The 13145-nt window shown below is 69.7% G+C and carries 11 protein-coding genes; 4 read left to right on the top strand and 7 right to left on the bottom strand.

Going from position 1 to position 13145, the window contains the following annotated elements:
* Position 1 precedes the first annotated feature (1 nt).
* The 7 genes from chvE to OHA68_RS44670 form a co-directional block, all read right to left on the bottom strand.
* Positions 2 to 1120: a multiple monosaccharide ABC transporter substrate-binding protein gene (chvE, locus tag OHA68_RS44640; RefSeq protein WP_189141052.1), complete on the bottom strand. Its 1119-nt coding sequence runs from the start codon at positions 1118 to 1120 to the stop codon at positions 2 to 4.
* A gap of 186 nt (positions 1121 to 1306) precedes the next feature.
* Positions 1307 to 2293 (bottom strand): galactofuranose ABC transporter, permease protein YjfF, encoded by a 987-nt coding sequence (gene yjfF, locus OHA68_RS44645; RefSeq protein WP_327105653.1) that lies wholly within the window; start codon positions 2291 to 2293, stop codon positions 1307 to 1309.
* Positions 2290 to 3303, bottom strand: a complete 1014-nt coding sequence (locus tag OHA68_RS44650) for an ABC transporter permease (protein WP_327105654.1) — start codon at positions 3301 to 3303, stop codon at positions 2290 to 2292. Before OHA68_RS44650 ends, yjfF begins: the two co-directional genes overlap by 4 nt.
* The gene (locus OHA68_RS44655; RefSeq protein ID WP_189141055.1) at positions 3300 to 4811 is read right to left on the bottom strand and encodes a sugar ABC transporter ATP-binding protein; all 1512 of its coding nucleotides are present in this window, start codon (positions 4809 to 4811) and stop codon (positions 3300 to 3302) included. The genes OHA68_RS44650 and OHA68_RS44655 overlap by 4 nt, the downstream gene beginning before the upstream one ends.
* 64 nt (positions 4812 to 4875) lie before the next feature.
* Positions 4876 to 5856: an ABC transporter substrate-binding protein gene (locus OHA68_RS44660; protein WP_327105655.1), complete on the bottom strand. Its 981-nt coding sequence runs from the start codon at positions 5854 to 5856 to the stop codon at positions 4876 to 4878.
* A gap of 69 nt (positions 5857 to 5925) precedes the next feature.
* Positions 5926 to 6909 (bottom strand): LacI family DNA-binding transcriptional regulator, encoded by a 984-nt coding sequence (locus OHA68_RS44665; protein ID WP_327109632.1) that lies wholly within the window; start codon positions 6907 to 6909, stop codon positions 5926 to 5928.
* 138 nt (positions 6910 to 7047) lie between these two features.
* Entirely contained in the window at positions 7048 to 8022 is a 975-nt protein-coding gene (locus tag OHA68_RS44670; protein WP_327105656.1) for a LacI family DNA-binding transcriptional regulator, read from the bottom strand.
* Between the two features lie 153 nt (positions 8023 to 8175).
* On the opposite strand from OHA68_RS44670, the gene OHA68_RS44675 reads away from it, so the two are divergent.
* From OHA68_RS44675 to OHA68_RS44690, 4 genes are read left to right on the top strand one after another with little or no spacing between them, the layout of a single operon-like run.
* Positions 8176 to 9432: an ABC transporter substrate-binding protein gene (locus tag OHA68_RS44675; RefSeq protein ID WP_327105657.1), complete on the top strand. Its 1257-nt coding sequence runs from the start codon at positions 8176 to 8178 to the stop codon at positions 9430 to 9432.
* Entirely contained in the window at positions 9429 to 10343 is a 915-nt protein-coding gene (locus tag OHA68_RS44680) for a carbohydrate ABC transporter permease (RefSeq protein ID WP_327105658.1), read from the top strand. Before OHA68_RS44675 ends, OHA68_RS44680 begins: the two co-directional genes overlap by 4 nt.
* Positions 10340 to 11104 carry a carbohydrate ABC transporter permease gene (locus tag OHA68_RS44685; protein ID WP_327105659.1) on the top strand — a complete coding sequence of 255 codons (765 nt, stop codon included), beginning with the start codon at positions 10340 to 10342 and terminating at the stop codon, positions 11102 to 11104. The genes OHA68_RS44680 and OHA68_RS44685 overlap by 4 nt, the downstream gene beginning before the upstream one ends.
* Positions 11097 to 13136, top strand: a complete 2040-nt coding sequence (locus tag OHA68_RS44690; RefSeq protein ID WP_327105660.1) for a glycoside hydrolase family 127 protein — start codon at positions 11097 to 11099, stop codon at positions 13134 to 13136. Before OHA68_RS44685 ends, OHA68_RS44690 begins: the two co-directional genes overlap by 8 nt.
* The last annotated feature ends 9 nt before the right edge of the window (positions 13137 to 13145 follow it).

The raw sequence follows: 13145 nt of genomic DNA on the forward strand, positions 1-13145 counted from the left end.
CTTACTTGAGCTGGTCCTCGGTGTAGTAGTTGGCGCCGATGATGACGTCCTTGTAGTTGCTCTTGTCGACGATGACCGGGTCGAGCAGGAACGAGGGGACGACCTTGTTGCCGTTGTCGTAGTCCTTGGTGTTGTTCACCTCGGGCTTGCCGCCCTTCAGCACCGCGTCGGCCATCTTGACGGTGGTCTCCGCGAGCGTGCGGGTGTCCTTGAAGATGGTGGAGTACTGCTCGTCGGCGACGATCGACTTGACCGAGGCGAGCTCGGCGTCCTGGCCGGTCACGACCGGGTACTTCTGGCTGCCGGTGCCGTAGCCGCTGCTCTTGAGCGCCGACAGGATGCCGATGGACAGGCCGTCGTACGGCGACAGGACGCCGTCGACCTTGGTGTCACCGGTGTAGGTCTTGGTGATGATGTCCTCCATCCGCTTCTGCGCGGTGGCGGGGTCCCAGCGGAGGATGGCGGCGGTCTTGAAGTCGGTCTGGCCGCTCTTGACCACCAGGGTGCCGTCGTCGATCTTCGGCTGGAGGATCGACATGGCACCGTTCCAGAAGAACGTGGCGTTGTTGTCGTCGGGCGAGCCGCCGAACAGCTCAACGTTGAACGGGCCCTTCTCGCCCTTGTCGACGCCGAGGCCGGCCAGGAGCGAGGACGCCTGCTGCACGCCGACCTTGAAGTTGTCGAAGGTGGCGTAGTAGTCGACGTTCGGGCTGTTGCGGATCAGCCGGTCGTAGGCGATGACCGGGATCTTGTTGTCGGCCGCCTGCTGCAGCTGGGAGGTGATCGCGGTGCCGTCGATCGAGGCGATGATCAGGAGCTTGGCGCCCTTGGTGATCTGGTTCTCGATCTGGTTGGCCTGGGTGGGGATGTCGTTCTCGGCGTACTGCAGGTCGACCTTGTAGCCGAGCTTCTCCAGCTGCGCCTTGACGTTGTCGCCGTCGTGGATCCACCGCTCGGACGACTTGGTCGGCATGGTGACGCCGATCAGGGCGCCGGCGTTGCCGCCCTCGGCCCCCGCCGACGGCTGAACGTCGACCGTCTTCTGGCTGGAACCGCAGGCCGTCATGGTCGCGGCGAGCGCGATGGCGGACACCAGTCCGCCGAGTCGAGCCAACCTCATCGGGTTTCTCCTCGCATGGGGCTCACGGCAGTACGTGCTGCCGTCGATACAGGGGGATAGATCACAGAGAGTGATAAATCGGGATAAAGCTCTCGTACGTTCTCGCAGATTGTTATCGCTAACAACGGCACTGTCAATGGCTGTCGGCAACCTCCAGGAAACGTTCGGGTAACGCTCGGCCCCAGGTCAGCGGCGTGTCCTGGTTGAGAATAGGCGCTGCAGAAGGATGAAGACGAACAGCAGCAGCCCAATGAAGATCTTTGTCCACCAGGAGCTGAGCGTGCCCTGGAAGCTGAGGATCGTCTGGATCAGCCCGAGGACGAGCACGCCCAGCACGGTGCCGAACAGGAACCCGGTGCCGCCCGTCAGCAGTGTGCCGCCGATGACGACCGCCGCGATGGCGTCCAGCTCCATGCCGCTCGCGTGCAGGCCGTACCCGGACAGGGTGTAGAACGACAGCAGGACCCCGCCGAGCGCGGAGCAGAAGCCCGAGATCGTGTAGACAGTGATCTTCGTCCGGCCCACCGGCAGGCCCATCAACACCGCCGACTGCTCGCTCCCGCCGGTGGCGTACACCGCCCGGCCGAGGCGCGTGTAGTGCAGCACGTAGGCCCCGACCAGCACCACCACGAGGGCGACGAGCACGCTCGGCGAGATCCACAGATCGGCGAACAGGTCGATCCTGGTCTGCGCGAACGCGGTGAACGTCGGGTCGTCGATCGGGATCGACTCGGTGCCGATCGTGTAGCACAGGCCCCTGGCCAGGAACATCCCGGCCAGCGTGGCGATGAACGGCTGGATGTGGAAGGCGTGGATCAGATAGCCCATGATCAGCCCCAGGGTGGAGCCGACGAGCAGCACCAGCGGGATCACCACGTACGGCGGCCAGCCCGGCCCGGCCATCAGGCTGGCCGAGATCATCGTGGACAGCGCCACCACCGAGCCCACCGACAGGTCGATCCCGCCGGTGAGGATCACGAACGTCATGCCGACGGCCACGACCAGCAGGAAGGCGTTGTCGACGAAGACGTTGAGCACGACCTGCCCGGTGGCGAACCCGTCGTAGCGGATCCCGCCCACCACGAACATCGCCACGAACAGGCACGCGGTCACCAGGACCGGGACGTACCTGGCCGGGATGGTCCGGCCACCGCCCAGCGTCAGCGTCGTCATGCCGTCACCCGCGCCTTCTCCTCGGTCGCCGGTCCGGCCGGAGCCACCGGTCTGCGGCGATGGAACACCTTGTCGCGGAAGGCCGTGGACTGGATCAGGCAGACCACGGTCACCACGAGCGCCTTGAACAGCAGCGTCGTCTCCGGCGGCACCCCGATCGAGTAGATCGTGGTGGTCAGCGTCTGGATGATGAGCGCGCCGAGCACGGTGCCGCCGAGGGAGAAGCGCCCACCGGCCAGCGACGTGCCGCCGATCACCACGGCGAGGATCGCGTCCAGCTCGATCCAGAGCCCGGCGTTGTTGCCGTCGGCACTGGAGATGTTCGAACTGATCATCAGCCCCGCGACGCCCGCGCACAGCGCCGCGAACGCGTAGACCATGACGATGATCCCGCGCGCCCTGATGCCGGCCAGCCGGCTCGCCTCGGCGTTGCCGCCCACCGCCTCGATGAGCAGGCCGAGCGCCAGCCGCCGGGTCAGGAACGCGGTGACCGCCAGCACCACCAGCACGATCAGGATGCCGAACGGCACCGTCAGCCAGTAGCCGCCGCCGATCAGCTTGTAGGCGGGGTCGTTGACGGTGATGATCTGCCCGTCGGTGATCAGCTGGGCCAGGCCGCGCCCGGCCACCATGAGGATCAGCGTGGCGATGATCGGCTGGATGCCGACGCCCGCCACCAGGAACCCGTTCCAGGCGCCGAGCAGCACGCTCAGCCCGAGCGCCAGCACCACGGCGGTGAACACGCCCGCGTCCTGGCTGATCTGCAGGCAGGCCAGCGCGCCCGAGATGGCCACCACCGAGCCCACCGACAGGTCGATGCCGCCGGTCGCGATGACCAGCGTCATGCCGAGCGAGACCAGGATCAGCGGGGCGCCGAACCGCAGGATGTCGATCAGGCTCCCGTACAGGTGCCCGTCGCGGACCTGGACGCTGAGGAAGCCGGGCGTGAACAGCACGTTGACCAGTAACAGCAGCGCCAGGATCAGCACCGGCCAGAGCAGGCGTCTCATCGGTCTCGACCTCCGCTGGCGATCGTCTCCATCAGCACCTCGGTGCTGAGCGCGTCGTCGTTGGGCAGCTCGGCGACCAGCTTGCGGTCGCGCAGGACGGCGACCTTGTGGCTGAGCCGCAGCACCTCCTCCAGCTCGGCGGAGATGAACAGCACCGCCACCCCGCCACTGGACAGCTCGGCGACCAGGCGCTGGATCTCCGCCTTGGCCCCCACGTCGATGCCCCGGGTGGGCTCGTCCAGGATGAGCAGCCTCGGCTCCAGGATGAGCCACCTGGCCAGCAGCACCTTCTGCTGGTTGCCGCCGCTCAGGTCGCGCACCAGGCGCTCGGGGTCGGCCGGGCTGATCCGCAGCGCCTTGACGTACCGGCCGACCAGCTCGTCCTGCTGCTCGCGCGGCACCGGCCTGGTCCAGCCCCTGGTCGCCTGGAGGGCGAGGACGATGTTCTCGCGCACGGTGAGGTCCGGGACGAGCCCGTCGGTCTTGCGGTTCTCCGAGCAGAAAGCGATCTTGTGGGACATCGCCGCCCGGGGCGTGCGCAGCGGCGTGGGCTCGCCGCCGATGGCCACCTGGCCGGTCCCGGCGTGGTCGGCGCCGAACAACAACCGGGCAACCTCCGTACGGCCCGAGCCCAGCAGTCCGGCCAGTCCCACGACCTCGCCCTCGTGGATGGTGAGCGTGAACGGCTCGATGGCGCCGGCGCGCCCCAGCTCGCGCGCCTCCACCAGCGGCCGGTCGAAGACCTTCGCCTCGCCGTGCAGCTTGTCCAGGACCTCGAGCTCCTGGCCGATCATCTTGGCCACCAGCTCCACCTGGCTGAGCTCGCTGGTCAGGAACTCGCCGACCAGCCGCCCGTTGCGCAGGATCGTCATCCGGTCGGAGATCTCGTAGACCTGGTCGAGGAAGTGCGTCACGAACAGGATCGCGATGCCCTCGTCCTTGAGCCGCTTCATCACCCCGAAGAGCCGGTCGACCTCGTCGGCGTCCAGGCTGGAGGTGGGCTCGTCCAGGATGAGCACCTGAGCGTCGACGTCCAGCGCGCGGGCGATGGCGACCATCTGCTGGATGGCCAGCGAGTAGGACGACAGCGGCGCGGAGACGTCGAGGTCGAGCTCCAGCCGGGCGAGCAGCTCCCTGGCCCTGGCGCGCATCCGTTTCCAGTCGATGCGCCCCAGGCGGCGTGGCTCGCGGCCGATGAGGATGTTCTCCGCCACCGACAGGTTCACGCAGAGGTTGACCTCCTGGTAGACCGTGCTGATCCCGGCCTGCCGGGCCTCCAGCGGGCTGCCGAACGCCACGGACCGGCCGGCCAGCTCGATGTCCCCGGCGTCGGCAGGGTGGACGCCGGTCAGCACCTTGATCAGGGTCGACTTGCCCGCGCCGTTCTCGCCCATGACCGCGTGCACCTCCCCGGGCAGCAGCCGCAGGTCCACGCCGTCCAGAGCGCGCACGCCCGGGAACTGTTTGCCGATTCCGCTCATCCGCAGGATCGGCGCGGGTGCCTCCATCCGGCGCCCCTTCCCTTCCTGGACCGGGACCGGCCGTCGCGGCCGGCCCCGGTCCCGTCACCGATCAGTACTCGCGGGTGGGCAGCGCGGCCTTGGCCTGCTCCTGGTCGAACGTCGTCTCCTCCGTCACCACGCGGGCCGGGATGTTCTCGCCCTTGAGCACCTTCTGCGCCAGGTCCATGAGCTGCGGGCCGAGCAGCGGCGAGCACTCCACGATGAAGTTGATCTTGCCGTCGGCCAGGGCCTGCATCCCGTCCTTGACGGCGTCCACCGTGATGATCTTGATGTCCTTGCCGGGCACCTTGCCCGCGCCCTCGATCGCCTCGATCGCGCCCAGACCCATGTCGTCGTTGTGCGCGTACAGCACGTCGATGTCCGGGGTGGACTTCAGGAACGCCTCCATGACCTCCTTGCCCTTGGCCCGGGTGAAGTCGCCGGTCTGCGAGGCCACGATCTTGAACTTGGGGTCGGCGCCGATGACCTCGGCGAAGCCCGCCTTGCGGTCGTTGGCCGGCGCCGAGCCCGTCGTGCCCTGCAGCTCGACGATGTTCACCGTGTCCTTGGCGTCCTTGTACTCCTCGACCAGCCACTGACCGGCCTTCTTGCCCTCCTCGACGAAGTCGGAGCCGAGGAAGGTCTTGTAGAGCGTGGTGTCCTTGGAATCCACCGCCCGGTCGGTGAGGATGACCGGGATCTTCGCGTTCTGGGCCTCCTTGAGCACCGTGTCCCAGCCGGACTCCACCACCGGCGAGAAGGCGATGATGTCCACCTTCTGCTGGACGAAGGAGCGGATGGCCTTGATCTGGTTCTCCTGCTTCTGCTGAGCGTCGGAGAAGCGCAGCGTGATCTTGCTCTTCTCGGCGGCGCTCTGCACCGACTTGGTGTTCGCGGTCCGCCAGCCGCTCTCCGCGCCGACCTGGGAGAAGCCCATGACGATGGCGTCGTCGCCGCCGCCTCCGCCGCCCTCGGAACCGCTGCTGCCGCACCCGGTCAGCGCCGCCGCCGTCAGTCCGGCGATCACTAACGCGGTGATCCTCTTCATCATGTGGGGGGTGTCCTTTCTTACATGTGAGCGTTAACAAATGAGCGGGCGGAATCGCCTCGCCGTGTCCTGCTAGCGCCGGGCAGTACTGACCCGTGGGACGAACGTGGGAGGGACCACCAGCCGCTCGGGCTCCCGGGGCCCGTCCGCCTCGATCTGCCGCAGCAGCACGCCGATGCTGTGCCGGCCGACCGCGCCGAAGTCCTGCCGGACGGTGGTGAGCGGGGGCGAGAAGAACTCCGACTCGGGGATGTCGTCGAAGCCGACGACGCTCACCTGCTCGGGCACCTTCACCCCCTGCTCGGCGAAGGCGCGCAGCACGCCGAGCGCCATCTGGTCGTTGGCCACGAAGACCGCCGTGACGTCCGCCATGCGCGCCAGGCCGCGCCCGGCCTCGTAACCCGAGCGCGGGCTCCAGTCCCCGGCGAGCGGCTCCGGCGCCGCGCGGCCCGCCCGCGCCAGCGCGGCCCGCCAGCCGGCCACCCGCCCCTCGGCCTCCAGCCAGTCGGCGGGGCCGCGGACGTGCCAGACCGTCTCGTGACCCAGGGAGAGCAGATGCTCGGTGGCGAGCCTGCCCCCCTCGACCTGGTCCACGCAGACCACCGCGACGTCCCCGGCCTGGCCGCCCTCGACCGCGACCGCCGGCACGCCGACCGGCAGATCGGCCAGCGCCTCGGCCGCGGAGCGCTGCGGCGCGACCACCACGATGCCGTCGACGCCCTGGTCGGCCAGGTAGTCGAGGGCGTCACGGACGCCGACCTTGTCGATGGAGGTGAGGCTGACGATGCTGACGAAGTAGCCGGCCGCCCTGGCCGCCTGCTCGATGCCGTAGACCGTGCTGGCGGGGCCGTACAGGGTGGTGTCGAAGCTGACCACGCCGAGGGTCCTGGAGTGCCTGGTGACCAGGGCGCGGGCGACGAGGTTGCGGCGGTAGCCGAGCTTGTCGATCGCTTCCAGCACCCGGGCGCGGGTGTCGCCGCGCACGTTGGGGTGGTCGTTGAGCACGCGGGAGACCGTCTGGTGAGACACTCCGGCCTCCTTGGCCACGTCGGCCATGACCGGCGGGCGCTGCTTCTGGATCGCTGTCACGGCCGTGCTCCTTTCCGTGCCTGGGATGACTGTGAACGTTAACAACAGGTCCCGTCAAGGGGCGCTCCGATTACGGTCGCGTTACGCGACAGGGCGGCCCGGCGGTCACATCCGTGCGGTGGAGTCCCGGATCACCAGGCGGCAGGCCATCCGGTGCACGCCCGGCGTCGCCCTGCCGCCCATCGCCGCGAACAGGTGCTGGGCGGCCGTCCTGCCGAGCCGCTCCAGGTCGGGGTCCACCGTGGTGAGCGGCGGGCGGGTCTCGGCGGCCAGCACCTCCCAGTTGTCGTAGCCGACCACCGCCAGGTCGTCGGGCACCCGCCGGCCCAGCTCGCGCGCCGCCTCCACGAACCCGGCGGCGATCTGATCACTGCCGCAGAACACCGCGTCCAGCTCGGGCTCGGCGCGCAGCAGCATCTCCGCCGCGTGCCGGCCCCACCGCTGCGACCAGGTGCCCCACAGCGTCTGCCCGGCCTGCGGCACGCCCGCCTCGGCCAGGGCCTCCGCCAGGCCCTCGGCCCGGTCACGGGCGGCCTTGTAGTCGACCGGCCCGGTGACGTGCGCGATCCTGCGCCGGCCGAGCGCGAGCAGGTGCCGCACCGCCAGCATCGCGCCGCCCACGTCGTCGGGCACGAAGGAGACGTCCGACGGGTCGTCGGAGGGCCCGTAGGCGTACACGACCGGCACCGGCAGGTCCTTGCTCACCGACGGCCGCGGGTCGGTCGACTCCCCCACCACGATCAGCCCGTCCACCCGCCGCGACAGCAGCGCGCGCAGGTGGTGCTGCTCCCTGATCGCGTCGCCGCGGGCGTCGCAGAGCAGCACCGCCATCTCGCCCGCGCCGAACGCGTCCTCCGCGCCGAGCAGCACCGGGATGCCGAACCGGCCCGCGCTGTCGGAGGTGAGCAGCCCGACCGTGCGGGTCTGCCCGGACAGCAGTCCCCGGGCCAGCGGATTGGGCTGGAAGGCGAGTTCCTCGGCGGCGGCCAGCACCCGCTGCCGGGTCGAGTCGCGTACGTCCTGCCGCCCGTTGAGCGCCTTGGACGCGGTGGCGATCGACACCCCCGCCAGGGAGGCCACGTCATTGATGGTCGCCCGCCTATCCACCATTTTCGAAACCCTTTTCTGTCACCCGAATACCAGGCCGAACCCTAACAGCCATTGACACGCCCACAGGTTTCTCTTACGTTTCCGAAAACCTTTTAGTCCACGGGGGACCGAAGGAGTCACACCATGAGACCACGGCTCGCCGGAATGGCCATCGTCACCGTGTTAGCGTTAACAACCGCCTGTGGAGGTGGCGGGGCCGAGCAGCCCGCCGACGGGCCCGTCACGATCACCATGTGGACCAGAGCCGCCACCCAGGCGCAGAGCGAACGACTGGTCAAGGCCTACAACAGCGGCCACAAGAATCAGGTGAAGCTGACCGTCATCCCGACGGACAACTACCAGCCGCGCGTCGCGGCCGCCGCGGGCGCCAAGCAGCTGCCCGACCTGTTCGCCTCGGACGTGATCTTCGTCCCCAACTACACCTCCCAGGGCCTGTTCCTGGACCTCACCGACCGGATCGCCGCGCTGCCGTACCGCGACAAGCTCGCCCCCTCGCACATGAAGCTGGGCACGATGGACGGCCGGCAGTACACGCTGCCGCACACGCTGGACCTGTCCGTCTGGTTCTGGAACAAGGATCTGTACGCCAAGGCCGGGCTGGACCCCGAGCAAGGGCCGAAGACGCTCAAGGAGTTCGCCGAGCACGCCACCACGATCGACGAGAAGCTCGGCGAGGGCGGCAAGGTGCACGGCACCTTCTTCGGCGGCAACTGCGGCGGCTGCTACGTCTTCACCTTCTGGCCGTCCGTCTGGGCGGCCGGCGGCCAGGTCATGAACCCCGAGGGCACCACCTCGCTGAACGACCAGGCGGCGATGACGGAGGTGTTCGCGATCTGGCGCGGCCTCTACGACAAGGGCGTCACCGGCCCGACCGCCAAGGAGGAGCAGGGACCCACCTGGGCCGGCTTCTTCCCCCAGGGCGAGATCGGCGTCATGCCGATGCCGTCGACCACGCTCGGCCTGATGCCCGCCGACATGAAGATCGGCGTCGCGCCCATCTCCGGCCCCGACGGCGGCGAGTCCACCTTCGTCGGCGGCGACTCGATCGGCGTCTCCGCCACCACCAGGAACGCGGACGCCGCCTGGGAGTTCCTGTCCTGGACCGTCTCCGACGAGGCCCAGGTGGAGGTCATGGCCAAGAACAAGGACGTGCTCGCGCGTACGGACCTGGCCGGCAACAAGTACTCCGCCGAGGACCCGCGCGTGGTGCTGATCAACTCGCTGGTGGCCAAGGGCGAGACGCCGTACGCGCTGCGCTTCGGCCAGACCTTCAACGACCCGCAGGGACCGTGGCTGCGGCTGGCCCGTGAGGCGGTGTTCGGTGACGCCGCGAAGGTCCCGCAGCTCAACGCCGAGGTGACGAAGTCCCTGACGCAATGACCGGCTCCTTCCGGCCCAGTTCCCTGCGACACAGTTCCCTACGGCACAGCTCCCTACGGCACAGCAGGAAGACGCAGGGCTGGCTCTACGCCGCGCCCACCGCGGTGATCGTCGGGGTGCTGTTCGTCGCCCCGCTGGTGCTGGTGGTCTGGATGTCGCTGAACCGCTGGCCCCTGCTGGGGCCGGCGACCCTCAACGCCCCCGACAACTACACCAAGATCGCGGGCAACCCGCTCTTCGTCGACTCGGTGCTCTTCACGCTCAAGTACACCGCGATCACCACCGTCCTGCTGTCGGCGGTCGCGCTCGGCCTGGCCCTGCTCGTGCAGGAGCGCAGGCCGGGCGTCGGCTTCTTCCGCACCGCGTTCTTCCTGCCGGGCGCGGTCGGCTTCGCCGCCGCCGCGCTGCTCTTCTACGGCATGCTGAACGCCGACTTCGGCCCCATCGACCCGATCCTGCGGACGCTGGGGCTCATCGACGAGCCGGTGAAGTGGATCGGCACGCCGAACATGGCCCTGTTCTCCACGATCACGCTGGTGCTGTGGCGCTTCGCCGGGTTCAACATGCTCATCCTGCTGACCGGCCTGCAGGCGATCCCCGTCGAGGTGTACGAGGCGGCCAGGAGCGACGGCGCCGGCCGGTGGCAGATCTTCACCAGGATCACCCTGCCGCTGCTGCGCCCGACGCTGGCCCTGATGCTCATCCTCAGCGTCACCGGCTCGCTGCTCGCCTTCGACCAGTTCTTCATCTTCACCAACGGCGGCCCGGACAACAGCACGGTGTCCATGGTCATGGTCATCTACCGGGACGCCTTCTTCCGCTTCGACCTCGGCGGCGCCGCGGCCCTGTCAGTCGTGCTGCTCGCCGGGCTGGTCGGGCTCAACACCCTCATGATGCGGAGGCTGCGTTGAGGAGGTACACCACGCTCTCGGCGCTGGCCGTGCTGTTCCTGTTCCCGCTGCTGTGGAGCGGCTACGCCTCGCTGGAGAAGCCGGTCAACTATCTCAGGATGGCCGAGTACGGCGAAGGGGTCGGCACCTACGCGACCAACAGCGTGCTGGTCTCGGTGATGACCGTCGGCGGCACGCTCCTGGTCTCGGCGCTCGGCGGCTACGCCTTCGCCCGCTTCGACTTCCCCGGCAAGAACCTGCTGTTCCTGGCCACGCTGGCGATCCTCATGGTGCCGTACGCGACCATCCTCATCCCGCTGTACGTGCTGCTCGGCTATCTCGGGCTGCAGAACTCGCTGGCCGGGCTGTCGCTGGTGTTCGTGATGTTCCAGCTCCCGTTCGCGCTGTTCATGATGCGCAACGCGTTCGAGTCCGTCCCGCGTGAGCTGGAGGAGGCGGCGCTGGTGGACGGCTGCGGCACGTTCCGGGCGTTCTCCCGGATCCTGCTGCCCGCCGTACGGCCCGCGCTGATCACCGTGGGCCTGTTCGCCTTCCTCGCCTCCTGGAACGACTTCTTCGCGCCGCTCATCCTGCTCAACGACGGCGCGTCGTTCACCCTGCCGGTGGCCGTGGTCAGCATGACGTCGGGCACGTTCGGCACCGTGGACTACGGCATGCTCCAGGCCGGCGTCGTGGTCATGGCCCTCCCCTGTCTCATCCTCTTCATCGTGCTGCAGCGCCACTACGTGCGCGGATTCATGTCAGGAGCTCTGCGTGGCTAACCCCGTCCTGCCCTCCTCGGGCGCGCTGTCCCCACTCGGCCTCGACGCGGTACGCCTGTCGCCCGGCTTCTGGGGCGACCGCGTCGCGCTCAACCGCGAGGTCACCATCGCGCACTGCCAGGAGTGGATGGAGCGCGAAGGCTGGATCGGCAACTTCCGCGGCGAGCGCCCGCGCCGGGGCCGCGAGTTCAGCGACTCGGAGATCTACAAGCTGCTGGAGGCGATGGCCTGGGCCGACCACCCCGAGCTGCCGGCGCTGGCCGAGACGGTGGCCAGGGCGCAGGAGGGCGACGGCTACCTCAACACCCGCTGGAGCGGGAGCCGCTACACCGACCTGGAGTGGGGCCACGAGCTCTACTGCTACGGCCACCTCATCCAGGCCGGCGTGGCCCGGCTCCGCACCCACGGCCCGGACCAGCTCACCGAGGTGGCCATGCGGGCGGCCGACCACGTCTGCCGCCGGTTCATGGACGACGCCCGGACGTGCGGGCACCCCGAGATCGAGATGGCGCTGGTGGAGCTCTACCGGGCCACCGGCGCCGAACGCCATCTGGAGATGGCCCGCCGCTTCGTCGAGCGCCGCGGGCTGCCCGCCCTCGGCGAGATCCATCTCGGGCGCGCGTACTTCCAGGACGACCTGCCCGTACGGCGGGCGCCGGTTCTTCGCGGGCATGCCGTACGGGCCCTCTACCTGGCGTGCGGCGCGGTGGACGTGGCCGTGGAGACCGGTGACGAGGAGTTGCTGAAGGCGGTCGAGGCGCAGTGGGAGCGGACCGTCGCCCGGCGCACCCACCTGACCGGCGGGATGGGCTCCCGCCATGCCGACGAGGCGTTCGGCGACGACTACGAGCTGCCGCCGGACCGGGCCTACGCCGAGACGTGCGCGGGCGTCGCCTCCGTCATGCTGTCGCACCGGCTGCTGCTGGCCACCGGCGACGCCCGCTACGCCGACCTGGCCGAGCGGACCCTGTACAACGTGGTGGCCGCCTCGGTGGCGCTGGACGGCCGCTCCTTCTTCTACGCCAACCCCCTGGCCGTACGGGTGCCCGCCGAACCGCGCACCGGAGTGGCCGGCCACGCGGCGGGCGGCGGGCTGCGCTCGCCGTGGTTCGACGTGTCGTGCTGCCCGAACAACATCGCCCGCACCCTCGCCTCCCTGGCCGCCTACGTGGCCACCGGCTCGGGCGGCGATGTCCAGATTCATCAGTACACGCCGGGCGAGATCCGGCAGGGCGAGCTGGCCCTGCGGGTGGAGACCGGGTACCCGTGGTCCGGCGGGGTGCGGGTGCGGGTCCTGACAGGCGGCAGCGGCCGCATCTCCCTGCGCATACCCGCCTGGGCGACGGGGGCCACCCTCCGGTACGAGGCACCGGCCGCCACCGGCGGCGATCGCGGCGGTTCGGAGGCCGCGCGGGACGGCGGGGCCGACGGCTTCCCGCGGGGCCGCGGTTCGGAGGCCGGGCGGGACGGCGGGGCCGATGGCTTCTCGCGGGGCGGCGGTTCGGAGGCCGGGCGGCTGGTCGAGCCCGGTTACGTCGTGGTCGAGCGGGATTGGCGGGCGGGTGAGGAGGTGTGGCTGGAGTTGCCGATGGCGGCGCGGTGGACGTACCCGGACCGGCGGATCGACGCGCTGCGCGGGTGCGCGGCCGTGGAGCGCGGGCCGCTGGTCTACTGCGCGGAATCCGTCGGCGACGAGCCGCCTCTCGCGGAGCTGGCCGTGGTGCCGGCGTCACCTGCCGAGCGCCCGTCGGAGGGAACGGTGGAGCTGGAGGTCGAGGGGGTCGCCGGGTCGCCGGACTCGGATGCGTGGCCGTACGGCTCGGAGCCGGACGGCACGCCGTACCGGTGGCCCGCGGGCGGGGGCGGGACGGCGGTGCGGCTGATCCCCTACCACCGCTGGGGCAACCGCGGTCCGGCCACCATGCGCGTCTGGCTGCCCGTGGCCGACGCCGTACGCGCCATGGCCGAGCCCGCGGACGAGGCCGCCGGCGACGCCCACGGAACCTCACCCGGCTCCCGGTCGTTCAGCTGAGAGACGATC

This window comes from Nonomuraea glycinis (assembly GCF_035920485.1).
Lineage (GTDB): Bacteria > Actinomycetota > Actinomycetes > Streptosporangiales > Streptosporangiaceae > Nonomuraea > Nonomuraea glycinis.